Annotated in this window: 24 protein-coding genes; 15 read left to right on the plus strand and 9 right to left on the minus strand. The window is 40.2% G+C overall.

Going from position 1 to position 25427, the window contains the following annotated elements; genetic code table 11:
- The first annotated feature begins 64 nt into the window (after positions 1 to 64).
- Both SANK73390_RS08685 and ubiA read left to right on the plus strand, forming a co-directional pair.
- On the plus strand, positions 65 to 613 hold the full coding sequence (locus SANK73390_RS08685) for a chorismate--pyruvate lyase family protein (RefSeq protein WP_462765472.1): 549 nt from the start codon (positions 65 to 67) through the stop codon (positions 611 to 613).
- A complete protein-coding gene (gene ubiA, locus SANK73390_RS08690; RefSeq protein ID WP_462765474.1) occupies positions 591 to 1463 on the plus strand; it encodes a 4-hydroxybenzoate octaprenyltransferase in 873 nt (290 codons plus the stop codon). Before SANK73390_RS08685 ends, ubiA begins: the two co-directional genes overlap by 23 nt.
- 94 nt (positions 1464 to 1557) lie before the next feature.
- On the opposite strand, the gene SANK73390_RS08695 is transcribed toward ubiA, so the two are convergent.
- From SANK73390_RS08695 to SANK73390_RS08705, 3 genes are all read right to left on the minus strand, one after another.
- Positions 1558 to 2457: a LysR family transcriptional regulator gene (locus tag SANK73390_RS08695; RefSeq protein WP_462765476.1), complete on the minus strand. Its 900-nt coding sequence runs from the start codon at positions 2455 to 2457 to the stop codon at positions 1558 to 1560.
- Between the two features lie 109 nt (positions 2458 to 2566).
- Positions 2567 to 4093 carry a DUF3369 domain-containing protein gene (locus tag SANK73390_RS08700; RefSeq protein ID WP_261595206.1) on the minus strand — a complete coding sequence of 509 codons (1527 nt, stop codon included), beginning with the start codon at positions 4091 to 4093 and terminating at the stop codon, positions 2567 to 2569.
- A 63-nt stretch (positions 4094 to 4156) separates the two neighbouring features.
- Positions 4157 to 4552 (minus strand): DUF2721 domain-containing protein, encoded by a 396-nt coding sequence (locus tag SANK73390_RS08705; protein WP_462765478.1) that lies wholly within the window; start codon positions 4550 to 4552, stop codon positions 4157 to 4159.
- A 38-nt stretch (positions 4553 to 4590) separates the two neighbouring features.
- On the opposite strand from SANK73390_RS08705, the gene SANK73390_RS08710 reads away from it, so the two are divergent.
- The 3 genes from SANK73390_RS08710 to tsaD all read left to right on the plus strand — a co-directional run bounded on the left by SANK73390_RS08710 (position 4591) and on the right by tsaD (position 6600).
- Positions 4591 to 4923, plus strand: a complete 333-nt coding sequence (locus SANK73390_RS08710; RefSeq protein ID WP_462765480.1) for a putative signal transducing protein — start codon at positions 4591 to 4593, stop codon at positions 4921 to 4923.
- Complete coding sequence (locus tag SANK73390_RS08715; RefSeq protein WP_462765481.1) at positions 4907 to 5497, plus strand: YjaG family protein; 591 nt, start codon at positions 4907 to 4909, stop codon at positions 5495 to 5497. The genes SANK73390_RS08710 and SANK73390_RS08715 overlap by 17 nt, the downstream gene beginning before the upstream one ends.
- Positions 5498 to 5586: 89 nt before the next feature.
- Positions 5587 to 6600 (plus strand): tRNA (adenosine(37)-N6)-threonylcarbamoyltransferase complex transferase subunit TsaD, encoded by a 1014-nt coding sequence (tsaD, locus tag SANK73390_RS08720; protein WP_462765483.1) that lies wholly within the window; start codon positions 5587 to 5589, stop codon positions 6598 to 6600.
- Here the strand turns inward: tsaD and plsY are convergent.
- Positions 6597 to 7184, minus strand: coding sequence for a glycerol-3-phosphate 1-O-acyltransferase PlsY (plsY, locus tag SANK73390_RS08725; RefSeq protein WP_462765484.1), 588 nt, complete (start codon positions 7182 to 7184; stop codon positions 6597 to 6599). The two genes, tsaD and plsY, sit on opposite strands and share 4 nt — an antisense overlap.
- A 114-nt stretch (positions 7185 to 7298) precedes the next feature.
- On the opposite strand from plsY, the gene folB reads away from it, so the two are divergent.
- From folB to SANK73390_RS08740, 3 genes are read left to right on the plus strand one after another with little or no spacing between them, the layout of a single operon-like run.
- Entirely contained in the window at positions 7299 to 7652 is a 354-nt protein-coding gene (gene folB, locus SANK73390_RS08730) for a dihydroneopterin aldolase (RefSeq protein WP_462765486.1), read from the plus strand.
- 2 nt (positions 7653 to 7654) lie between these two features.
- On the plus strand, positions 7655 to 8143 hold the full coding sequence (gene folK / locus SANK73390_RS08735; RefSeq protein ID WP_261595199.1) for a 2-amino-4-hydroxy-6-hydroxymethyldihydropteridine diphosphokinase: 489 nt from the start codon (positions 7655 to 7657) through the stop codon (positions 8141 to 8143).
- On the plus strand, positions 8140 to 8943 hold the full coding sequence (locus SANK73390_RS08740; RefSeq protein WP_261595198.1) for an undecaprenyl-diphosphate phosphatase: 804 nt from the start codon (positions 8140 to 8142) through the stop codon (positions 8941 to 8943). The genes folK and SANK73390_RS08740 overlap by 4 nt, the downstream gene beginning before the upstream one ends.
- Positions 8944 to 9189: 246 nt before the next feature.
- Here SANK73390_RS08740 and SANK73390_RS08745 read toward each other — a convergent pair whose 3' ends face one another.
- Entirely contained in the window at positions 9190 to 10296 is a 1107-nt protein-coding gene (locus tag SANK73390_RS08745; protein WP_462765489.1) for a tRNA nucleotidyltransferase, read from the minus strand.
- Positions 10297 to 10399: 103 nt separating this feature from the next.
- Between SANK73390_RS08745 and SANK73390_RS08750 the strand changes: the two genes are divergently transcribed.
- On the plus strand, positions 10400 to 11311 hold the full coding sequence (locus SANK73390_RS08750; protein ID WP_261594415.1) for an ExeA family protein: 912 nt from the start codon (positions 10400 to 10402) through the stop codon (positions 11309 to 11311).
- A 9-nt stretch (positions 11312 to 11320) separates the two neighbouring features.
- The gene (locus SANK73390_RS08755; protein ID WP_462765492.1) at positions 11321 to 12337 is read left to right on the plus strand and encodes a general secretion pathway protein GspB; all 1017 of its coding nucleotides are present in this window, start codon (positions 11321 to 11323) and stop codon (positions 12335 to 12337) included.
- Between the two features lie 3 nt (positions 12338 to 12340).
- Here the strand turns inward: SANK73390_RS08755 and SANK73390_RS08760 are convergent, their stop codons facing one another.
- Both SANK73390_RS08760 and putA read right to left on the minus strand, forming a co-directional pair.
- Entirely contained in the window at positions 12341 to 13582 is a 1242-nt protein-coding gene (locus tag SANK73390_RS08760; RefSeq protein WP_462765494.1) for an HD-GYP domain-containing protein, read from the minus strand.
- A 196-nt stretch (positions 13583 to 13778) separates the two neighbouring features.
- The gene (putA, locus tag SANK73390_RS08765; protein WP_462765496.1) at positions 13779 to 17582 is read right to left on the minus strand and encodes a bifunctional proline dehydrogenase/L-glutamate gamma-semialdehyde dehydrogenase PutA; all 3804 of its coding nucleotides are present in this window, start codon (positions 17580 to 17582) and stop codon (positions 13779 to 13781) included.
- Between the two features lie 278 nt (positions 17583 to 17860).
- Between putA and SANK73390_RS08770 the strand changes: the two genes are divergently transcribed.
- Positions 17861 to 18346: a winged helix-turn-helix transcriptional regulator gene (locus SANK73390_RS08770; protein ID WP_261594411.1), complete on the plus strand. Its 486-nt coding sequence runs from the start codon at positions 17861 to 17863 to the stop codon at positions 18344 to 18346.
- Positions 18347 to 18385: 39 nt separating this feature from the next.
- Here SANK73390_RS08770 and SANK73390_RS08775 read toward each other — a convergent pair whose 3' ends face one another.
- Positions 18386 to 19012, minus strand: a complete 627-nt coding sequence (locus tag SANK73390_RS08775) for a TIGR04211 family SH3 domain-containing protein (RefSeq protein ID WP_462765498.1) — start codon at positions 19010 to 19012, stop codon at positions 18386 to 18388.
- 167 nt (positions 19013 to 19179) lie between these two features.
- On the opposite strand from SANK73390_RS08775, the gene SANK73390_RS08780 reads away from it, so the two are divergent.
- From SANK73390_RS08780 to SANK73390_RS08795, 4 genes are all read left to right on the plus strand, one after another.
- Positions 19180 to 20700: a CYTH and CHAD domain-containing protein gene (locus tag SANK73390_RS08780; RefSeq protein WP_462765500.1), complete on the plus strand. Its 1521-nt coding sequence runs from the start codon at positions 19180 to 19182 to the stop codon at positions 20698 to 20700.
- A complete protein-coding gene (locus tag SANK73390_RS08785; RefSeq protein WP_462765502.1) occupies positions 20691 to 21356 on the plus strand; it encodes an START domain-containing protein in 666 nt (221 codons plus the stop codon). The genes SANK73390_RS08780 and SANK73390_RS08785 overlap by 10 nt, the downstream gene beginning before the upstream one ends.
- Positions 21357 to 21481: 125 nt before the next feature.
- A complete protein-coding gene (locus SANK73390_RS08790) occupies positions 21482 to 22396 on the plus strand; it encodes a DMT family transporter (RefSeq protein ID WP_462765504.1) in 915 nt (304 codons plus the stop codon).
- Between the two features lie 112 nt (positions 22397 to 22508).
- Positions 22509 to 24347 (plus strand): FAD-binding oxidoreductase, encoded by a 1839-nt coding sequence (locus SANK73390_RS08795; protein ID WP_462765506.1) that lies wholly within the window; start codon positions 22509 to 22511, stop codon positions 24345 to 24347.
- Between the two features lie 35 nt (positions 24348 to 24382).
- Here SANK73390_RS08795 and SANK73390_RS08800 read toward each other — a convergent pair whose 3' ends face one another.
- On the minus strand, positions 24383 to 25201 hold the full coding sequence (locus tag SANK73390_RS08800; protein WP_462765508.1) for a sterol desaturase family protein: 819 nt from the start codon (positions 25199 to 25201) through the stop codon (positions 24383 to 24385).
- Between the last annotated feature and the right edge of the window lie 226 nt (positions 25202 to 25427).

Consider the following 25427-nt stretch of genomic DNA (forward strand, 5'->3'; position numbering starts at 1 on the left):
CTTTTGTGTAAGGCTTGGTGGTGCTATGATGTGATGAGTTTTTAGAAGAACAGATAGAGTTGTGTTGAGAACGCCTTTTTCCATTGACTTTGCATGGCAATTAGCCTCAGAGTCCGCTCATTTACCAAATGATGATGCAAATATTATATTAGACAGTGGGTCATTAACCGCACTGCTAAAACAGCACTTTGAACAATTTAGAGTTGATGTGTTACGGGAGCAGTGGTTAGCTTGCGAAGTACAACATAAGAAAGTTTTAGGTCAACAATGCAAGCAGTTACAATGTCGAGAAGTGTTACTTGTATGTGATGATGTGGCTAGAGTGTATGCGCAAAGCTGGATCAGCACACAAGCTTCAGATTTGGGAGTTCGGAAGTTGGGCAATAAGCCGCTTGGAGAGGTTTTATTTCAAGATGCTGCTTGGCAACGCTCACCAATTGAAATTGCGCAGATTAACTATCAACAAGGATATGAATCCTTGCTTAAAGATTTACATTTACCGTACAAGAATATGTTTGCACGGCGCAGGGTGTTTTCATACCAAGATGCCAAAATCATGGTCTGCGAAGTGTTTTTACCTAAGGTTCACTATGCAACTCAATTCGCTTCATAAATCGCATATTTCTGCTTATTTACGCTTAATGCGTACGGATAGGCCGATAGGTACCTTGTTGCTGTTGTGGCCTACTTATTGGGCATTATGGTTAGCAAACTCAGGTGTACCGTCTCTAGGGCTGTTAGTTATTTTTAGTTGCGGTGTCTTTATCATGCGCAGTGCTGGGTGCGTAATTAATGATTTTGCCGATAGGAAAGTGGATGGTGCAGTCAAACGAACGTCGCAACGTCCGCTGGCAACAGGGGAAGTAAAGCCTGGTGAAGCATTAAGCTTATTCATCTTGCTTATTGTTTGTGCATTTGCATTGGTGTTAATGCTTAATTGGCAAACTATTTACTTGTCAGTTGGAGCCTTAATGCTTGCAGCATGCTATCCATTTATGAAACGTTATACACATTTACCGCAAGTGGTATTGGGAATGGCGTATAGTTTTTCTATTCCGATGGCGTTTATGGCAAGTATAGAGGAAGTGCCTAATTATGCTTGGTTACTTTTTACTGCGAATGTGCTTTGGACTATAGCCTATGACACAATGTATGCAATGGTTGATAGAGATGATGATTTAAAGATTGGTGTAAAGTCTACCGCTATATTATTCGGGCGTTATGACAGGCATTGGATTGCAGCTTTTAATGTTATGTTTTTGGCAATTTTATCTTTTATAGGCATTATTCAGTCACTACAGTGGCCCTACTTTTTAGGGTTAAGTATTTCAAGTTTATTACTTATGTGGTTACAGCGAGAGATTCATAAGCGTGAGCGAGATAGCTGCTTTAAGGCTTTTTTAAATAATAATCGGGTTGGCTTTACTATTTTTATCGCTATAGCAGTGAGCTATTTGGTCTAGTTTGATTATATGACTCATTCTTGTTATTTTTAGTGATCAAGAATGAAAAAAGAAGTGCATTTGCACCTCTTTTAAGTCATTTATCTTTGTAAGCCTACATATTCGAAGCGCAGGCTTTAGATTTTGCTGACGTCTCTATAAGACCTAATAAATGCGTGATATGGCTATCACGACTAACATGATGATTAGTCTGAACAACTAATTGCTCATGATTAATATCTTTGTTAGTTCTTAAGATAACTAAATTAGGGTCTTGAGCAATGGTATTGGCGTGCTCAATACTCGCAATAGCAAAATGATTTGACTGTTTTAGACCTTCCATTACTTGATCTATATTGCCAATTTTCATACTGCTGCTTTTATTGAGCCCTTCAACGGCTTCATTGAGCATAGATTGAACTTGCTTTGATTGTGAGAAACATCCATACATGGGAAAATCATATAGCTCTTCCTTGCGTAATGAGTCTTTACTTGCAAGTGGGTGATGTTTTGCAACGAAAAGTATAAGCTGATCTGGCAGGTAAATATTACTAACGACATTACTTGCACTTTGCAAATACACGCTAATATCAATTTCACCAAGCTGTAATTTACGTGTTAGCTCATGCTCATCTTGTAACTGCATCTCGATTTTAATGTTTGGGTAATCAGCAAGAAATTGACCACATGACATAGGTACTATAGAGCTGGCTTCACTGGTGTAACCAATAACAAGCTTTTGTTGATCTCTACCAAACAAACTCTGTTTGATTGTTTTCTTAGTTAACTCAAGCTCTGACAGCGTTGTTTTGCAATAACTCAAAAACATTTCACCCTGCTCGGTAAGTCTTACTGAGCGTGTTGAGCGTTTAACAAGCTGACAGCCTATCTCATCTTCCAATGTCTGAATACTTCTAGTTAAGGCTGAAGTACTTATTTTGGTTTGTTCCGCTGCTTGTCTGAAATGGCGCAAATTGCCTAAAGCTACAAACTGTTCTAGTTGTTCAAATCTCATTCGAAATTCCTTTTAATTTCTACTTATCACATACTGTTAATGTGTTTTCCTAATACTAATACATGTAAAAGAAAATTGAAAGTGAAAATTTTACATTTTGCTTACAAAGTTAATCGGGGTAACTATCTCTAATTGCGATAAACTGATTTAAATTGTTTATAAATAAATCAACGAGTTTAGGGTCAAATTGCTTCCCTTTTTCAGATTCTATTAGTGTGAGTACCTTCTCTAGAGGCCAGGCTGGTTTGTAACATCTGTCACTTCCTAAGGCATCAAATACATCAGCTAGAGCTGTTATTCGTCCAACTATATCTATTTTCTCACCTTTTAAGCCTCTCGGATACCCCGTACCATCCCATTTTTCATGATGCTGATGCGCTATTGTAGCGCCACATTGTAAAATTTCGTTAGAAGAATGTTGTAAGATTTCGTAACCAGTCTGTGCGTGGGTCATCATAATCTGCCATTCACTTGGTGTAAGCCTATCGGGTTTATTCAAAATATTATCTGGAATACTAATTTTCCCAATGTCATGTAAAGGAGAAGCAAGTTTAATAATTTCAGCATGATAGTCTGAAACTCCATAGAGCTGCGCTAATAACATGCTGTAATGAGCAACCCGTTTAACATGAGAGCCCGTTTCTTTAGAACGGCGTTCAACGGCTTCACCGAGGATGTAAGATAGCTCTTTTTGTGAATCTTTCACTGTTTCTCTAAGTTTAATATTGTCATAAGCGAGTGCAATATTGTTTGCAAAAAACTCAAGTAACTGTCGGTCGGTACTTTTCATGTGTGAATCTTTACCAACATAGAGCATGGTCTCCCCTCCACCTGCTGAAGGAAAATAGCCAACATACTCTGTTTCGGTAGAACGAGAGGCTTTAATATTATGAGATTCAATGAATAACTCTCTAACATGCTCTGGAATAGTCGACGTTTTTGGTTCTATACCCTCGCCTGAAGCGGCCAAAAGCTTGAACTTTGCACCTGACTCTTTTGAATGGTTAATAGCTGCAGCACAATAAATATCATTGTCATTTAAACCCATTACATTGGAGACATGCGTTAAAATTGTTGATGCAAACTCACGGACACTGTTGCATTGTAAAAATGAAGATGATGCATTAATGATTTGCTCGAGGCCTCGTTTATGACGTTCAATGGTTTGAATATCTCTATGGGCACGCAATGCAGAGTAAAGTAATGTTTTTAATTTAACGGCTGTTAACTCTGTTTTATTTTTGTAATCATTAATATCATAGTCTCTGATCACAGATTCTTCTGGCGCTTCGCCTGGTTGCCCCGTGCGTAAAATTAAACGTACATCATGATTTGCTAAATCATTTCTAATATATTTGATAAGGTCTAAGCCTGCATGGTTTGTTTCCATTACAACGTCGACTAAGCCAACAGAGATTAGCTGCTCTTTGGCAAGAATTTCTTTTGCTTGCTGGGCAGAATATGCATGATGAAATCGCAGCGACTTTTGTTCAAATTCGAAACCCGATAGCACTAATTTTGTTACTTGATGAATGTCTTCTTCATCATCCACAATGAGAATATCCCAATGCTCAGATGCAAGGTGTGGGTTATTTGGCTCTTCTATTAACTCATCAGAGAAAAGATAACTGCTCACTCGCTGCCCCTTTAATGACTATTTACTTAGTTAGTATAGTCATTAAAGTGACTGCCTGCTTAATCAGGCAGTTGGCTTTTTTTCAATATTTTGTAATTCTATTTCGATGGCATGACAGGAAATATGTATTTCATATAAAGAGATAAATAGAGAGAGTATTAGGCAGCACAAGCTGGCACCAAAAAGAATGACTCCAGTTAATGCAAAATCAATAAATAAGGCAAACATAGAGAATGTGCACAATAAAAACGCAACAACGCCCCATACTTGCATAAATCGTATTAATTTAATGCGTTTTCTTAGGTTCTTGATTTGTGCGCGCACTAGAGGGCGAATACTCTCGCCTTCGCGGGCATTGAGCTCTCTTATTAGTTGCGCTAGCACTAGAAATCGATTGGTATAGGCAAGCAATAATAAAGAAATAGCAGGAAATAAAAGCCCAGGAGTGGTCAGTGTCATTTTTTGCCTCTTTCAATAAGTATGGAATAATTATAAGTATGACAGATAATAACTTTAAATGGCGATGTGTATTTACCACCGATAACGTACTTGAAGTGCACATTGTGCAAGGCTTGTTGTATCAAGCTAAAATAGAAACTCGGATTAACGGTGAGCCTTTAGCAGGTGCTATAGGAGAAATACCAGCTGAGCAAGCTAAACTTAGTTTACTAGTTTACGATATAAAAGTGCCCGCAGCACAAAAAATATTGTTAAACTACTCGCAAAAGCAACCTAGCTCTGACTGGCGTTGCAATCATTGCACAGAAATCAATGGACCAGCATTTCAATTTTGCTGGCAATGTGGAACAAATAATGACCAAAGCGAATAATTTCCAACGTATTAGAGAGCTAAACTACCTTCAGCAAGCTGTGTTAGCTGCAGCTATTATTGAACGAATGCTACCTAATTATGGGCTATTTAGTGAAGCCACTCAGTTTGGTGATGAGTCAGTTTTAAGGAATGCTCTTAATGTATGTTGGGAGAAAATCCTGTTACCAAAAAGTAAGATTAGCTTTGAAAAGCAAATTGAAAAAGTAGAGCCTAATGTACCTGAACTTGCGCAGTTTGATATGTTCGGAACGTATCCCGCAATTGATGCAGCAACGGCTTTGTTAGGCCTAATGCATGGTTTAATGACAAAAGACGAACAAGAGTTTGTAAGCATTGCAAAGATATCTCAAGCGACGGTTGCTCGTTACGTTGAGTTTGCATTAGAGAGTGATGATATAGATGCTGATAACAAATCAGTTCGAGAGCATCCTTTAATGCAATATGAGATAGAAGTGTTATCTGAGCTCATCGATTTTGTTGAAAATATGGGTCGGATCACGGCAGATAATACTAAATCGCTCAAGCAGCATGCGCTTGCGGATGGTCAAACTAATATAGGTTTGGCAATTTAACGAAACAGTAAGGTCCTTTTGCTTGCTCAATAAAACCTCCAGCAGGTAAAATATACGTCTTTTATATCATTTTCCTCGGGAGTAAATGAGTGCGAATTTTAGGCATAGAATCGTCGTGTGATGAAACTGGCATTGCAATTTATGACGATGAGCAAGGTCTTCTGGCACATCAGCTTTACAGTCAAGTTAAAGTGCATGCGGATTATGGTGGCGTAGTGCCAGAGCTGGCGTCACGTGATCATGTTCGTAAAACTATTCCACTAATAGAAGCAGCATTTTTAGAAGCTGGATGTGGTCCTGAGTCATTAGATGGTGTTGCTTACACGGCAGGTCCAGGGCTTGTTGGTGCGTTGTTAGTGGGAACATCGATTGGGCGCGCGCTTGCATTTGGCTGGCACCTTCCAGCAGTGGCGGTTCATCATATGGAAGGGCATTTATTGGCCCCCATGCTTGAAGATGAGCGTCCTGACTTTCCTTTTATTGCGCTGCTTGTATCAGGTGGTCACACTATGATGGTAAAAGTTGAAGGCATTGGTGAGTATGAAGTGCTGGGTGAGTCAGTCGATGACGCTGCAGGTGAAGCATTTGATAAAACGGCCAAACTGCTGGGACTAGATTACCCCGGCGGCCCATTGCTTGCCAAAATGGCGGAACAAGGTGTGGCTGAGCGCTTTGTTTTTCCAAGACCGATGACGGACAAACCCGGGCTTGATTTTAGCTTTAGTGGTTTAAAAACAGCGGCGGCTAATACTATTCGTACCAGTGGTAATGACGCACAAACTAAAGCAGACATTGCGCATGCATTTGAAGTTGCAGTTATTGATACACTCGCTATCAAATGTAAAAGGGCGCTTAAGCAAACTAAGATTAAACGTCTAGTGATTGCCGGTGGTGTGAGCGCAAATACACAACTACGCAATAAACTTGAGCGTGTTATGCAAGGTATGCAAGGTAAGGTGTATTATCCGCGTACGGAGTTTTGTACTGACAATGGTGCAATGATAGCTTTTGCCGGTATGCAACGCTTAAAAGCAAAGCAATTCGCACCGCTTGATATGAAAACTCAACCTCGTTGGCCACTGGATAGCTTAAAACCACTTTAACTTTTTTTACTGCCTACTTTTGGCTCTTTCCCAGTAAGGAGCCTTTTAATATTCCCTCTGTGCCTTAATATAATTAATACAGTTAAAAAACTAACCGGCAATGTATAAATAGGTTTTATCCACCAAGTATATAAGGGTGCCAGCGTAACAGCTGTAATTGCAGCCAGTGATGAGTATCGTGTTAGCCAAAGTACTAATAGCCAAGTGCTTATTAATAACCCGCCTAGTGGTAAGCCAATTGGTAATAATGCACCAAATGCAGTGGCTACGGCCTTACCGCCATTAAAATGAAAAAAAACGGGATAAATATGTCCTAAACAGGCTGCGACCGCAACCGCTCCAAGCCAAATTGGTTCAATTTGCAAAAAGTAAGCGCCCCATACTGGGATTGTACCTTTTAAAATATCAAAGATTAACACCAAGATTGCAGGGAACTTACCACCTAAACGCAATACGTTGGTTGCACCTGGATTTTGTGAGCCTGAGAAACGAGGATCGGGCAGGGCAAAGACTCGACAGACTAAAACAGCTGACGAGATAGAACCAATAATGTAAGCAAAGACACAGATTAAACTAACTAACACGTGTTTCCTTATTTTGTCTTGTGGCGTTTTCGGCTATGATCGACGTATAAATGCCGACTGTAACTAGCATAAGTTGCAGTTATAGAGCGATTCTAGGTAACCAGTGGAGTATCAATGGATAAGGTGTACATCTCACAACTACATGTCGAAACTATAATAGGAGTTTACGACTTTGAAAAGGAAAGTAAACAAAGCTTATACTTTGATATTGATATGTTGACCGATATTTCGGCTGCGGCAAAAGCGGATGATATCACTTTAGCTGTAGATTATGCCAAAGTAAGTGAACGAGTTATTGCACATTCGATAGCTAAACCAGTCGAGTTATTAGAGACTTTGTTGGAGCAATTAGCGACTCTTATTTTAGCTGAGTTTAATGTAGAGCAAGTCACAATTAGAGTGAGTAAGCCCGCAGCGGTAGAAGCAGCGCAAACGGTGGGTGTCGAAATCACACGAGTGAAAAGTTAATTATGGCGCAAATTTACATTAGCCTGGGCTCAAACGTTAATCGCGAGCAAAACTTCACCGCTGGTTGGGCTGCACTTATCAAGTATTTTCCAAATTATCTGCATTCAAGTGTGTATGAGAGTGAAGCGGTTGGATTCAATGGTAGTAATTTTTACAATTCTGTCCTTGGGGCAAAGACCGAGATGCCACTCTCTCAAGTTTGTGAATTACTCAAAGAAATAGAATTGAAAAACGGCCGTACTCGTACGGATAAAAAGTTTAGCCCTCGCACACTGGACTTAGACTTATTATTTTATGATGACGTCATTTGTGAGCAACCAGCTCAGTTACCTCGTGATGAAATAACCAAAAATGCTTTTGTATTATTGCCTTTGTTTGAGATTGCGCCAACACACATACACCCCGTTTACAAAAAAAGTATTGCCTGTATTTGGCAAGAGTATGACAATTCAAACCAAAAACTATGGAAAGTGGAGTTTTCTTTACCATGAGTATTATTGAAGTTATTGTTTTAGCCTTAGTGCAGGGGTTAACTGAGTTTTTGCCTATTTCTAGCTCGGCACATCTTATTTTACCGTCTCAAGTATTGGGCTGGGTTGATCAAGGCACCGCCTTTGATGTGGCAGTACATGTTGGCACTTTGCTCGCTGTGATTATATATTTTCGTAAAGAAGTTGGAGATATTTTAAGTGCTTGGTTTAAATCGTTTGGTCAGCAAGGAAGAACGGATGACAGCCAATTAGGCTGGTGGATAATTATTGCCACTCTTCCGTCATTAATTATCGGCTATTTGGTTAAAGACTATGTAGAGGTTTACTCACGTAATGCTTGGGTAATAGCGACTACCACTGTCGTTTTTGGTTTATTGCTTTGGTATGCCGATGCAAAAGCCAAGCAAATAAAAACCATCTACCAAATAAATTGGCTAAGTGCTTTGTTAATCGGTCTTTCTCAGGTGGTAGCAATGATATTTCCTGGGACTTCTCGTTCAGGGATCACCATGACTGTTGGGTTATTGTTAGGTCTGAATAAACAAAGTGCGGCAAGATTCTCATTTTTGATGTCTATTCCTGTGATAGCTGCAGCAGGTTCATATTATGTTTATAAGCTCAGCTCAGGGGATGAGGCATTTCAGTGGCAGGCCATCATTTTAGGGGCTGTATTGTCGTTTTTAGCGGCTTATGTGTGTATTCACTTTTTCTTAAAAGTGATTGAGCGCATGGGCATGATGCCATTTGTGATATACCGATTGTTACTTGGTGCAGGTTTATTCGCTTTTTTACTTTGGTAGATATTTTTAGCCTAATACACCTCAGCTTTGGATAAATAGACTTGATAAATTCAGCCATTTTATCCTTTATCTTCGGTACTTTCACTGGTAATAGCCAGCTGTTACAAGTGAAAGTACCTTGATATTGAGTAAAGTGTCATCTTTGGATAGCAGTTATATAAGTCCTAGTTACAGCGTTTTTTATTTCAAAACCCCTTATCTAAACCTGAGGTTAACTAAGCTCGTACTTGATGCGGACCTTTTCTTTCAAGCCTCCAAACTTTGTTCAAGGGCTTTAAATCTTGCCAAGTTTAGTTGGTGTTTAATGTCTGAGCCTTTAAAGCCTTGTGAAATAATACCTTGAGGTTTAATTGCACAAGCATGAAGTGTTGCCTGTTGTATTTGGGTTATACAAACAGGGTTGATTTGTGCTGCTGATGCGGTTTGGCAAAATATAGCAAATCGTTCTGGGCGTCGCCAAATGTCTAGTTTATTTAACATATCTAGTACTGATTGTGCATTGAGGTTTGAGTCAGATAGCAGCGCTTTATGTTGGCAGAAATCGCGCGCGCTTTGTGCGTATTTGTTCGGAACTTTTAGGGTTTGCTCGATATTATCTAACGATGACAAACTACATGTGCTAAGCCATAAGCTAAAAGAGATAAGTTTAAAGTTGTCTCTTTGTTTTGATATCGCGGCGATATTTTTTGTCAGTTCGACTGCATGTTCAATGCTCCAGTGTTTTAACATTGGTAATACTATTGGCAGTGCGCCTAGTTTGTGTAACACATCACTAAAAATAGCCACACATCCATCACTGAGGCTTTTATCAATTTCTAACCATATTCGCTCTTTAGTGAGTGTTGCTAGTTCCCCGTTAGCGACCATATCAGCCATCAGTTGTTGTGTTTCTTTTGCGATAGTAAAACCAAGGTAATCATAGCGAGCGGCAAAACGAGCAACACGCAGTACACGCAGTGGGTCCTCACTAAAAGCAGGGCTTACATGTTTAAGTCGACGCTGTGCTATATCTTGTAGGCCATGGTAAGGGTCAACCAGCGTGCCATTTTCATCTTTGGCAATTGCGTTAATCGTTAAATCTCGACGATATAAATCTTGCTCTAGTGTAATGTCGGGTGAAAAGTCACAAATGAAACCTCCATAGCCTTGACCTTGCTTTCTCTCCATTCTGGCAAGTGCATATTCTGCTTTGCTGTCTGGGTGTAAAAATACCGGAAAGTCTTTACCTACTTGCGTGTATCCAAGGCTGAGCATTTGCTCAACACTTGCGCCTACGACGACATAATCCCTATCAATAATGGGGCGACTGAGTAACTCATCTCTTACCGCTCCCCCAACTAAATATATCTGCATGGTTGCCTCTATAAAACAATTTGCATAAAACTAGAAACAAGGTTTTAACTTACCGTGTTTTTTTGCCATTATAGGCACCATCATAACAATAAAGAGACGTATCGTGTATTTACGCTATTTTGGACTAAGCGAAAAACCGTTTTCCATTGCCCCTAACCCAGAGTATCTATTTTTAAGTGATAGGCATAAAGAAGCTTTGGCACATCTAACATACGGGTTAGGAGATGCTGGAGGCTTTGTATTGTTAACAGGGGAAGTGGGTACGGGTAAAACTACAGTAACTCGTAGTATGTTGGCACAATTACCAGAGTCTACTCAGGTGGCCTTTATACTTAATCCTGCCTTGTCCGAAATTGAGCTACTCGCCAGTATTTGTGATGAACTCAATATTGATTACAACGAACAAGCTAGCTTAAAAGTATTAACAGACTTAATTAAAACTCGGTTGCTTGATAATCATGCCGCTGGTGGTCATACAATGCTAATTATTGATGAAGCACAGCATTTAGCGGCAGAAGTGTTAGAGCAGTTGCGTTTACTCACTAATTTAGAAACCGATCATAAAAAGCTGTTACAAATAGTATTAGTAGGTCAACCAGAGCTACAACACCTTTTGCAGCGCAATGAACTGCGCCAGCTTGCGCAGCGTATAACTGCACGGTATCACTTGTTACCATTGACGCAATCTCAAGTGTACGCCTACATTCAGCATCGTTTAAAAAAAGCCGGTTGTGAAAGTATGCTGTTTAATCACGATGCCATCGCGTATATGCATAAAGTTACAGCTGGTATCCCTCGATTGTTAAATTTGTTAGCAGACAGGTGTTTACTTGGTGCTTACTCTGCACAACAGCAACTGGTTGATAAAAAGATTGCTACGCAAGCGGCCAAAGAGGCGCTGCCTTTAGACTTGGTGCCAATGCAAACAACGCGGCAAAAATCAAAAACATGGTGGGTTTCATCAGCTGCTTTTAGTAGTTTTGTACTTGGTTTTGCACTTTCATTTGTTTTTTAGTGGTGGGTTATGTCGTATTTAGTTAATGCATTAAAACAATCGCAACAAACAGCACATAGTGAGCAGGATCACTTTGCTTATCAACATGAGAAACAACTGAAGCTTTACCGTACTTTGATTTTTAGTTTATCAGGGGTTGTATTAGTTGGAGGGTTTACTTTTGTAGGTTATCTAAGTGGTCATTATTTGCAATCATCAATTACTCAAAAACAAGTACTCAGCCAAACACAGAATAATGCGCAAGAGTATGCGTCGGACCAAGCAGTAAAGCCGCAATCTAATGGCAATATTGAACAACCAGAGAGTAAAGAGACTACACCAATCGCAGAGCAATCAAGGCCAGTAATAGCACAAACTGTGCAACAACCAGCAAATATGGTGATAGGACAACCCTTGGTTAATACCAGCAATATGATGAACCCTGTGCAGTATCAGTGGATGTCTGTTCAAGCTGGGCTTGATGCAAATGGCCAACCATTATATCGTCAACAGTTAGTACCAGTAGTAAACCAACAAATGATGAATGTGCTACCTGCAATAATCCCTCAGCAAGTGGTTGCTCAACCGAGTGCGCCAATTGTGCGTAATGTGCAGCAACCAGCAAGCGAAGATTTAACGCAATATAGAGTACTTGGCAAACCTTTGCCTAAACCTGTGGAGCAGGCGCAAGATTCTGAATTGGCAGGCGTGTCGAAAGAACTTAAAGAAGCTTTTGCACAAGCTGTAGCAGAGACTGAAGTTCAACAACCTCACCATGTTACTGCGAGCAGCCGTAACTCTGCACGGGCGACTCCGATTGAGCTTTTGCCCAAAGGGCTGCAAAGCAGTTTGCCGTCATTACGCTATCAAGCGCATATTTATGCCACTGACTCAGACAAGCGCTGGATAAAGCTAAATAATCGAGAATTATATGAAGGAGACAGTATTGGCGTATTAGAACTGCTTGAGATCACGCCAGAACAAGCCCTTTTTAACTACGATGGTTATGAATTTAGCATGAAAGCCATGCAAGATTGGCTGCCATAAACACTATGGCAGCATGGAGTGTTTAAAAAATTTCAGTAAGTGAAGATTAAACTCTTCAGGTTTGATGGCGGCTTCAATTTCGTCATCAATACGTTTACTAGATAAATCAATATCTTTTACTTCGGTGTTGAGCATATTTTTAGCGTGGTAAAATATTTTTACCACGGGCTTGAGTGGGTTGTCGGGGTTGCTTTGGCTGATAACCCCAACTCGTTGGCTTTTTAACTTAACTAATGTACCTACAGGGTAAACCCCTAAGCAATGGATAAATGCATTGAGCAATGATTCATCATACTTATCGGGGACCTGTTCACGCAAAATTTTAAATGCTGCAACGGGTGTCTTTCCAACTTTATAGACTCTGTCGGCGGTTATTGCATCATAGCTGTCTACGATGGCAACCATACGCACATATTGAGGTAGTTCAGCGGCTACTTTGCCAAATGGATAGCCACTGCCATCTAAACGTTCGTGATGAAAAGCTGCTATTTCGCAGGCAATTTTCCCGAGTTTCGCATTTTTGACTATGTCATGGCTGTAGCGAGCATGTTGTTTAATTTGTTCATATTCATCGGGCGTTAGCGCACTTGGTTTATGTAAAATTTTATCAGGGATTTGAATTTTACCAATATCATGAAGTAATGCCCCTGTGGTTATTTGCTCAATAATTTCTCTTTCTAGTGATAAATGTTTGGCAAAAATACTACTTATGATGGCGACATTAATTGAATGCTCGAGTAAATATGCGTCTTTTTCTTTTATTTGTGCGATACAGGCAAGCGCATCTTGGTTTCTAAATATTGAGTCAATTAAAGCGCTCGCAGTGTCTTGAAATGGGGTTAAATCAAGCTGCTTTCCTGCCTTTAAATCGAAGAATGTTTTTTGCTGTAAAGTTTTAGCTTGCTGGTATAGCGCGTTGGCTTTATCTAACTCATTTTCGATTGAGGTAGATTTATGCCAAGGGTCAGGTTTTGGGTTCTGTATATTAATATCAGCTTGAGACTCATCAGTGACTTGCGTGTTGGCAGCAGGTTTTGTCTCATCGGGTTGTTTATCTTCTGAGCTTGCTTTTAAGGTTTTATCCGGATCGATTTCTACTGCTCTTACACCTGAATTTCTCAAGTTTTGGATGCTACCTTGTGTTTTCACCCAGCCTTGATTTTTGATTTTAATATGGCCAGTTTGCTTAGTGACGCCAACGACAAACATTCCGGGTTTTAGTTCACTGATATCTATGGTTTCCAAAGTGCTTTCTTCGTGATGATGGGTAAATTTAAGATTAGCAAAGAACTGTTTAAATAAAAGAAAGTGTGTAATAAATAATGGTATCAGTGCGTATAAGCCATTTATCTATCGTAATATCTAGTCATTTATTTAATGCAAATAAAAAAGCCAGCATTTTGCTGGCTTTTCAATAGGTTTATGACTTATTTAGAGGTTTTTAATCTTCATCTTCTACTAGTGTCATTAACGATGTATTACCACCTGATGCAGTTGTATCAATACTGATGGTTTTTTCAGTTATCAGTCGATTTATCAAAGTATCGTAATACTCAGCACTTATAACAGGTAAAATTGCGCCAGAGCGTGCTGCAAGCTGTTGGCTAAAATAGCCTAGGCGTGATGAGCGTGCTGCGACAACCGCACCTGATAAGTGAGGGTGGGCCAATATGGCTTGTAATTGATTTGGTTTAGCTACTTGGAAAACCCCCTCAGCAATGCCGGTAGAGATAAACTTATTTCTAAACGCTTGAGCTTCTTCATAGAATAGCTCTGATGCGACAGTGATCACCGTATTGCCTGCTGCGAGCGCAGTAATAATAGAAATAGCCCAGAAGTTAAATGACGTAGTCTTGTCGGCATAACATACGACACAGCCTCGTGGTTCTAAGTGCAGTGTATTAGACTCACCTGTTGGGCCTGGAAGCGTTGTGAAGGTACGCATACGTTTTTCTAGTCTATTTAACTGCGCACGGGCATCAGCCAATGTTTTTGCTAAGTCATCTGCAAGCTCGTCAATGATCTCAACCGTCGCTATTTTGGCTAGCAATTGACGTACTGCCGACACTCGGTCATTAAGCAGCGTATTGCGCCAAATTTTTTCATCACGCATAGAGTTACTCATTAACAAATCAACTTGCTCTGCAGCACCTGGAAAATCATGAGTTTCTAGCTGATCTGACGTTAGGTTAGTCATTTGTACGTTTTCAGGTGATGCTTTTTCTTTCACCAAACGATACAGGTAGTTTGGACCACCTGCTTTTGGACCAGTCCCTGATAAGCCACGACCACCAAAAGGCTGAACACCTACAATTGCGCCAATCATGTTGCGGTTAACGTAAACATTACCTGCTCTAGACATTTTAGAGACGTAATGGCAGCGCTCTTCAATACGAGAATGAACACCCATCGTTAGGCCATAACCTGTGCAGTTGATTTGATCAATGACGTTATCTAAGTCACTGGCTTTATAACGTACGATATGCACGATTGGGCCAAAGACTTCACGTTTAAGCACTGATAAGTCTGCAATTTCATATAAACGTGGAGCAAAGAAGTAGGCACCATTTTTGTTATTGTCAGGTATTTTTGATTCAAACAATAACTTACCATTGCTTTTCATATACTCAACGTGTGCATTGAGCGTATTAAGAGCTTTTTCGTCAATAACAGGGCCAACGTCTGTGGAGAGTAAAGCAGGGTCGCCAACATGTAGCTCTTGTAATGCGCCTTTAAGCATCTGAATAATGCCATCAGCTACATCATCTTGTAAGAATAATACTCGCATTGCTGAGCATCGTTGCCCAGCACTTTGGAAGCCTGAAGAAATAACGTCGTCCACAACCTGTTCAGGCAATGCTGTTGAGTCTACTATCATGCAATTTTGACCACCGGTTTCAGCAATCAATGGTACTTGAATGTCGTTACGTTCTGCTAAAACTTGTGAAATAAGAGTACCTGTTTCAGTAGAGCCTGTGAACATAACTGCTTGGATACGCTCATCAGGTACAATATGCTGACCAACTTCACTACCACGGGCTATAACAGGTTGTACTACATTTTTTGGCAAACCAACTGTATGCATTAACTCAATACAACGCAATGCAATGTAGCTAGTTTGTTCTGCTGGTTTGGCAATAACAGTATTACCCGTTACGATAGCTGCAGCAACTTGACCTAAGAAGATAGCCAAAGGGAAGTTCCATGGACTGATACATAAAATCACACCACGAGCTTCAAAGCGCTCATCTTGAGAAAGCTCTTCGGCACGTGCTGCGTAGTAGCGACAAAAGTCGACGGCTTCACGTACTTCATCAATGCCATCTTGTGCTACTTTACCTGCTTCTTTAATACAAATAGCGACGAGTTCATCGTGATGTCGCTCAAGTATATCTGCAATACGACGCAGTAAATTAGCTCTGTCAGTAACAGGGGTTTGCGACCAGCTCTCAAACGCTTGGTCTGCGTTAGCAAGCATCGCCTGCATTTCATCACTTTGATGGATACGTACTTGGCCTATCACTTCTTTGTGATTGGCGGGGTTGCGCACTGCAAGGTGACCTTCTTGTACTGCGCTTTGTGCAATTAAGTGTTCATCAAACCACGAGTCTAAGTTCTCTTTAAATGGTGTTAGCACGTTAATATCGGTTAAGTCCATCCCTTTAGAGTTATGGCGCTCGTCACCGTATAGCTCAATTGGTAATTTAATTTGTTTATTAAACTTGTTACGTAACCCTTGCAGCGTTTCAACTGGGTCGGGTAATAGTGACTCAACAGGTTTTGAGGTATCAACAATAGCGTTAACAAATGAAGAATTGGCACCGTTTTCTAATAAGCGACGAACTAAATAAGCAAGTAGGTCTTCGTGTTGGCCAACAGGCGCATATACACGGCATTGTACTTTATTGTTTTCAACAATTTGATCAAACAGGGTTTCTCCCATGCCGTGTAAACGTTGAAATTCAAAACCTTTGTTATCACCTTTTGCGACTTCTAAAATAGTCGCTGCTGTATAGGCGTTGTGTGTTGCAAACTGTGGGAAGAGTACATCTCGCGCTTCAAGTAGCTTAATTGCACAGGCTTTATAAGACACGTCTGTGGTTGCTTTGCGAGTAAATACAGGGAAGTGGTTTAAACCATCTTGTTGTGTGGTTTTAATTTCTGTATCCCAGTAAGCGCCTTTAACTAGACGCACCATTAAACGACGGCCAACGCGACGGGCAAGATCCGCGACCCACTCAACAACAAAAATAGCGCGTTTTTGATAAGCTTGAACTGCTAAACCAAAACCTTGCCAATCACCAAACTCTTCATCAGAGAATACTGCTTCAATCACATCCAAAGAGATATCTAAACGGTCGGCCTCCTCAGCATCAACTGTGAAACCGATGTCGTATTTTTTAGCCGCCAAAGCGAGTTCTTTGAGCTTAGGAACAATTTCTTCCATCACGCGTTCACTGTGGCTAAATTCGTAGCGTGGGTGAATTGCAGATAATTTAACTGAAATGCCAGGGCTTTTAATCGGGCCACGACCATTAGCTGCTTTACCTATCGCATGGATAGCAGTCATATAACTATTATAATAACGCTCTGCATCGGCCATGGTCCGAGCGCCTTCACCTAGCATGTCATACGAATATACATAGCCTTTTTGTTCTTTGTCGGCTGCACGCTCGATAGCCTCATCAATATTTTGGCCCATCACGAATTGTTTACCCATGATCTTCATTGCAAAATTGACAGACTTGCGGATCACCGGCTCGCCTAAACGACCAATGGTTTTTTTCAAAACCCCAAATTGTTGGTCTTTATTTTTATCTGTGTAGTTCACCATTTTACCGGTAACTAACAAACCCCAACTAGAGGCATTAACGAATAATGAATCACTGCTGCCCAAATGCGAGCTCCAGTCACCGTTGGCTAACTTATCGCGGATTAGATTGTCTTGTGTTGCTTTATCTGGCACACGTAATAATGCTTCGGCCAAGCACATCAGTACAACGCCTTCTTCTGTGGAAAGCGAGAACTCGTTTAATAAGGCGTCTACGCCATTTTGGCTGTCTTGGTCTTTACGAATATTTAAAACCAATTGACGCGCACGTTCCCATGCCCGACTTCGAGCTGTAACGCCTACCTCAGCAAGCGGCAAAATATGATCGATAACTTCATTTTCATCAATTCGGTAGAAGTCACGGATTTTTTGTCTGATAGGACAGTTAGTTGTCAAATCGCCGTTATAAAGCATAAGCAACCTTCAAGTAAAGTAGAGTCAAAAGTACATGTAATTAGTGCCCGCACCTATAGCATTTAATGCAGAGATTTAATTACGACAAGTTTAATACTGCGTGTTGAGCCCACCATATCACAATGATTTAGGTGTACAAAATACCATCATCACGCATCGCGTTTTTTATCAATTTTCGCGAGCATTCTATCCAAATTACACCAGTATATGCTGTCTTATTTTTTCTGATTACGGTAAATTAGCGGGAGATTATTAATTCTCACAGAATAAAATGCTGAATGACTACTTCAATCAAAACACGCGTACTTGATCGCATTGATTTAGCTATTTTGGATGTCTTACAAAAGCAAGGCCGGATCTCGAATGTAAATTTAGCTAAAGCGGTAAATTTAAGTCCTAGTCCCTGCTTAGACAGAGTCAAAAAGTTAGAATCTGAAGGATACATTGAGGGCTATACTGCGCGCCTTAATCCTATGAAACTTGGTCAACACCTTGTAGCTCATATTGAAATCACCCTGAAAAGCTCTACAGAGTCGGTATTTGATACTTTTAAGCAACATATTTTGTCGCTGCCAAATGTGGTGTCATGCGATATGGTCGCAGGGGGGTTTGATTATTTATTGAAAATTCGCGTGCAAGATATGCGTCAGTATCGGGAGGTGTTAGGGCAGATTGTTGAGATCCCCGGTGTTGGTACAAATCATACTTATATGGTAATAGAGCATATTAAATCAGATATGGGAGTTGAGGTGTTAAACCTCTAGTAAAAAAGGCCGCATTTGCGACCTTTTTTACTCGTAATATTACCAACCATCATAACGCTTACGACGTGACAGCAATAATGTCAGTATTACTCCAAACAATAACCCAGCAAGTGCAATAGCACCACCGTAGGTGAGCATAAGATGTTGCTCTTTTTGTTTTTTGGTCGTGCTGGCTTGACGTTGTTCATTGAGACTCGTTTGTAATTCATCAATGCTTTGTTGCAAGCGTTGATTGTCCGCGAGTAAATCATTGTTTGCTTGTTGTAGTAATGGGAGTTCATCACGCAGTGTATCGACTTCAATTTGGCTGTTTTTTAGTGTTTCATTCGCTTGTTGAAGTTGTTGTTTTAGACCCGGTTGAGTAGATACAAATTTGGCTTCTACCCATGTTTCTCTGCCTTTGTCATCAAGGATTTGAATGAACTCTTCTTGTATTTCAGAGGTGATTGTTACTGGGGTTCCAGCATCCACTGAGCCTAAAATTCGATAGTTTTTACCTGGGCCAGAATGCATATAGATGAAAAGATTATCAACAATATAGCCTATATTGGCGGATTGTTCAGTTGACGCGGCTGCTTGCGCTAAAACCTGTTCATCATCTGTTTGTGCAACACTAAAATGTGAGCATAAAACAAGCAGGGTTGGCAAAACAATTCTGTTTAACATTAGGGTGACCCAAGTTTTTGATAGTTTGTAGAAATAGTATGGATTTAACATCACAATAGCAAGTCGGTGGTGAAACTTAGCTGCTCTTAATAGTAAAAAATTTGCAAAGCGACTTATCATTGTATATTTTGAGCGTTCGATAACTATATAGGTAATAACTTACCCAAATGGACACTGAAATAGAACTGAAGTTTTTACTTTCAGACAATGAATTTCCTCTGATCCCAGGACTCATTACGCAGTTTGCAAAAACAGTCATTAATAAACCTGCTAAAAACCTAAAAAATGCCTATTTTGATACTCCCAGTCGAGAACTCCGTGCACTAGATATTGGTTTGCGTACAAGGTGCTGTGACGATATATGCGAACAAACTATAAAGTTAGCGGGAGAGGTTGTTGGTGGGCTGCATCAACGTCCAGAATTTAATCTACCACTTGAGTCAGGTCGGCCGAACTTATTAGCATTTGACCCAAGCATTTGGCCTCATGGCATGCAAGTAGATGCAATTAACGACAACCTATTCCCGATCTTCAGTACCAATTTCATTCGCCGTACTTGGTTAATTGAAACAGAGCAAGGTAGTAAAATTGAAGTCGTTTTAGATAAAGGCGAAGTTGTTGCACAGGGCCAAGTTGAAGCGATTTCTGAATTAGAGATTGAGCTGGTAGAAGGGCAGCGCAGTGATTTGTTTTTGTTAGCCGATCATCTTATCAATTTGTCAGGTATGCGCTTAGGCTTATATTCTAAGGCCGCAAGAGGGTACCGACTTGCAGATGACAAACCGCTAAAACCGAATAAAGTTATTGGTTTTGTGCCATTACAATCAGACGTGACACAAGAGCAAGCTTTTGCCGCGGCCATCAATTATGGTATCCAATTCGTACAAAAACACGAGCAATGCTATTTTGATAAGCCTAGCTTGAAAACACTTAAACGCGTTATTGATGGTATCACTCTTATTCGTCATAGCTTCAGATTATTTTCTGGGATAGTTGATAAATCTTCAACTGAGCATTTACGTGGTGAATTAAAGTGGTTACTGAGTGAGTTAGAGTGGGTTGAAAATGCTATTCATTTGAAAACATATACCTCAAAACGCCACGCTTATTATAAAAAAATAAATAATGCACCTGAACTTGCGCATGTCATAGATGATTTGAAAGATGTTCAGCCTACATCAACCGATATAGAAGATTTGTTCCATTGTGCTCGTTATAACCGACTTATTTTGGCATTAACACGCTGGTTGGTTGATAAAGGCTGGCGACAAAATTGGGATCAAGGGTCATTAAATGCTGCTCAAATGCCTTTGAGTGATGTTGCTCGTTCTATGTTTGATAGAGATTGGGAGGAGCTACACGAGTTATTACCCGAAGGCAAAGTACTCACAAAAGAACATTACTTGCATTTACGATCTAGACTTGAAAATACCTTACTAAACGGTAACTGTCTTGGTGAGCTTTACGATAAAGAGTCAAGACAAGAGTTTAGAACACCCTGGGTTGATATTGTTTATGGTATTTATGAACTAGGTACGCTTTCTTATTTGACGCAATTATGCCAAGGACAAAATACCGAGGCTTTGGCTGAGATTCAAAGGTGGCTTGAGAAAAAAGCTGACTTTTTAGTTGGCGCGATGGAGCAAAGTCGTAGCGTTTCTTTTAAAGGCTTCCCCTATTGGCGTTAAATGTTGCGTTCAGGTTTTTTGTTATTGCGCTAACAGCACTAAGTTTATCGCCATGTTTTGCATCACAGTGGCAAACATGGCACAAAACTTCTGATTTAGAGATTTCGTTTTTAACGCATGAAAGTGGTATTAACTATATAGAAGTAAATGCACGCTTTCACGGAGTAACCGTGAATGCATTGCTTAATGTTCTGGATGATACCGATAATGCGCCAAAATGGCTTAGTCGTAGTCGCTCTGTCGAAGCTATTGCCCGCCCTACATCGGCACAAGCAATAGTTTACACTTATTTTGATTCACCTTGGCCTGTTCGTGATAGAGATATGCTCACCCATTCTTGCTTATCGCAACTGAGTGAAATGCAATATCGGTTAGATATTGTGAGTACACAAAGATACCACGTTCCAAAAAGTAACGCGTTACGTATATCTCCAGTTAAGGGTTTTTGGTTGCTAATGCAAACGCCAACGGAGCTGAAGGTGAAACACCAAATTTATGCAAACCCAAATGGCTCACTACCTCATTGGTTAGTTAATAGTACTGCCTTGAAAAATATTCGTAGCAGCTTTAAAGCGCTAAAAGCTGTGCTTCAAAACCCAAAATATCATGATTCTGCGAGCTATTTTATCGCTGGGGATTGTGGTGATTTTAGTTAATATGAAATGAGGTAAAACAATTTGTCTAGCTGCAATAATTTGGTTATATTGCAGCTCTCTTTTACGCTTAACCGCGCCACACCATTACTAATGGTGTCTATTCGTTGTGATAATCAAGGACCGTTATGACCACCTATGCCCAAGCCGAAAGTACCAATGAATCTCCATTAATTCTTATGCTTATTTTAGCTATGCTGCTTTGGGGGGCGAGTTGGATTTCGGGCAAACTGATTGCCGATTTGGCCCCTGCGTCTGTTACTGTATTTTATCGATTAGCAATCGCAACGATTGGCATGCTGCCAATTCTTTGGTTAGTCCATCGCTTTAAGCTCGTTAAGCTGCGCTTTTCTCGTAAGGCTTTATTGTGGTCAATACCTGCAGGCATTCTTTTAGCGCTTTACAATCAGCTGTTTTTTTTAGGTTTGCATGATGGTTTGCCTGGAAAAGGCGGCATGTTGGTCACAACTACCAACCCAGTGTTTACATTTTTATTGACCACGTTGATTTTTAGGCAAAAAATAGCATTTTTGCAAGCCGTGGGCCTTGCTCTAGGTTTAACGGGTGGCTTGTTCATGATTGAAGTTTGGCGTTTTGATTATGATCAATTGCTAGCAACAGGTAATGCATTTTTTATTATGGCGGCGTTGACGTGGGCATTTTTAGCGCTAGTCAGTCAGCAGGGTACGCGATTTGCAGATTTTTTGCTATTTAGCACTTTGATGTATGCCTGTGCAAGTGTAGTGAGCTATGGAATTGCCTATGAGCACTCGCCTTTGAGTACGATGAGCCAGTATTCAGCCTTTTACTGGCAGCATATGTTATTTTTATCTGTGGTGGTGGTGAGTGTTGCTACCAGTGTGTACTTTTTGGCTAATCAGCAACTAGGCGCTAGTCGTTCAAGCTCATTCATTTTTGTGGTACCAGCATCGGCTATGGGCTTATCAGCATGGTACTTTTCTGAACCCCTCTCTTTGCCTGTTGGTTTTGGTGGACTACTTGCTCTTGCTGCTGTGTACTTAATCAATAGCAAGCGAGTGTAATGACTTTTGTTAGCCAAGCGTTGTAACGCTTTGTAATATGATATTTAGTGAAAAGCGATAATACTTAGGAAGCTTACATGCAATTATAGATATCATATAAGGAAACATAAGTATGCAAAGTGAACAAGCACAAATAAGTGATGTGGTCGTTGGTTTAACAGAACAATTGACTCAAAGAGCTTCACAGAATACGCCAGACCCGCATAATCAACGCCGAGAAGTGCAGGCTGTATTTGCAGATACATTCAATAATTTTAAATTGTTCTATCAAGCCGCATTAGAAAGTGGTTTTTGCAAAGCACGATTATTGAGCCAAACGAGTAATGGTTTAAGCGATGTTCCGGGGCTCAATAATTATCAAACTGAAGCGATGATATTTAATACGCGATTTGGTCAGCAGCCGTTTACCATTGCATTATGCGAGTCAACGTTAGAAGTACAGTTAATTTATAAACTTGCCATAAAATATAATTTGCCTATTCGGGTGCGCTCTGGTGGCCATGATCATGAAGGGGAGTGCAGCGGTAACCATACTATTTTAATTGATACCAGCCGTATTAAGCATTTTAGTTACGATGACTCTTCAGAGGTCGCCTGCATTGGTGCCGGATATCGCTTTTACCAGCTTACGCCAAAACTTGCTGAACAAGGTCGTATGATAGCGCATGGTACTTGTGCAACCGTGGGACTCACTGGGTTTATTCAAGGCGGTGGTTGGGGACCATGGACTCGTAAATACGGAATGTGTTGTGAATACTTGGTTGGTGCTACTGTGGTGCTTGGTAATGGCGAAGTGCTTGAAGTATACGATAATCGCAGTGAAAATAATGGTAAAGAGACACCCGAAAGTGAAATTTTATGGGCGCTTAGAGGTGGCGGCGGTATGAGTTGGGGGATTATTACTGAATTAAGAGTAAAAACGTTTGAACTGCCTGATGAAATACACCGTTTTGAAGTAAGTTGGAATCAATTAGAAAAAAATGCCTCAGATGAATATGTGCCGCAAAAGCAACGTCCAACGATTGAAGTGTTAAAGGCGTGGGAGGCATCGATAGAGTCAAAATGTACTGCCGATTTGTTGGGTACAAACTTGAAAGTTAATGCGATTGCTAAAGAAGATAAAAATACTAAAGAGGATTACCAAAAATTATATCACCCCTGCACAATGTATGGGTATTGGCAAGGTACTGAAAAAGGCATGAAGCAGTACATTGATGATACGTTTGGTAATATCGGTAAAAATACCCCTAAGCCAACAATTACCTGCACAAAAGTGGGTGGAAAGGTTAAGCAAGCAGCAGGCATGGCGTCAGGCCAAAAATATCATTATGACCACGCTTTACTCAGTAATTGGGCAAGAGAAAGCATTGCAGATCAAAATGTGCCATTACACTCCCTTTTACAGATGCAAAAACAGGCATTTAAGCCTGACTATGATGCACCCGCACCACATAAAATCACTTCTAAGTTAGTTGAAGAAGATGGCTTAAGCGAGGCCGGTTATGAGCAATTGTTAGATACCTTAACATCTCCTCTTATTCAACAAGAAAGTGCGAGTTTAGGACTGTTTAGCTATGTGACCTTAGGCGCTATTGTTGGTGATTATTACCATAACTTAAAAGAAAGTGAAACCGCGTTGGGTGTCTCATTTCCTTATCAGAAGAGTCTGTATACCATTCAATATCAAACTTGGTGGAATGAAGAGATAAAAAATAAGTTAGAGTTACAAAATAATCCAGTGTATGTAGATACTAACCGAGCGATGGATTGGATATCGGCTAGTCGAAGTGCTGAAATACAAGGGGCATATGGCGCATTTATTAGCTTTAAAGATGCCTCGATTCCGACTCCTGTTTATTTCCAGCAAAGCTATAATCGATTGGTTAAGATAAAAAAAACCTATATCAAGGATGATTATAATCATCTTCGTACCAGAAAAACCATTATCTAAATTGTCATGGCCGCATAGTAAAAATTATGCGGCTATTATTGTTTCAGTTTAGTTGGTTTACCGAGTAGTATTGTTAGCTTTTTATACCATGTAGGCTGCGCTTTTAAGTTTTTATACAAAACTTCCCATGGTGTGATCAATACGTCATAAAACGAGATGGTATAAGTTCGCTCGGTAACACCATATATTGGCTGCTCCGATGGCACCGGTTCAGCGAAGGTGCCAAAGAGTTTATCCCAAATAATGAGTATGCCAGCAAAATTCTTATCAATGTAGGGCTCGTTTGTAGCATGGTGTAAACAATGGTGTTCAGGCGTGTTAAATAGCATACCAAAGTATTTAAGCTGTGGTGCTAGCTCTGTATGAACAAAAAATTGATAAGCAAGGTTAAGTGCAACAATCGTAAATACCAGTTTGGGTGGGTAGCCTAAAACCACTAAAGGTAGCCAAAATAGCCACATGCCCACTAAAGGGTAAAATAAGCTTTGTCGCATAGCCGTAGAGAAGTTCATATTTAACGAACTGTGATGCACGATATGTGCACACCAAAGCCAATTACAGTAATGGCTGGCACGATGAAACCAATAGTATAAAAAGTCTTGAAGAATAAACGCTAAAATGATGCTCCATACGTTTAACTCAAAGTTAAATATCGCGTAATTATTATATAGCCACTCAAATAAGGGCAATAGTAGTAATAACGCGAGTAAATCAGTTGTTTGATGCGAGAACGCTAGGCCAGCATTAAGTACAAACTCTTTAAACGTATAGCGGTCTTTGGCTTTGCGATATTCAATCAAGATAGCGACAGCAAATAATGGACTTAATGCGAGTAAGATAAACTCAGCATTCATGGTACAGCTTCCTTAGTCGTCTGGCTGCAAGGTTGAAGTCGACAAATATGACTAATTTAAGCAGCCAAGTTGGCAGCCAAGTGTTACTGAAACCAAAAATTTGATATCTGATCTGTAAATTTGCGCAGGTGTAAATAAGTGAAATTTCACCATGGTGTTGTTTAACGGGCCCTTGGCCTTGTATTTGATAGCATAAACGCTGAGGACTTTGATGTGTAATCACTTC

It is taken from the genome of Pseudoalteromonas sp. SANK 73390 (assembly GCF_054966645.1).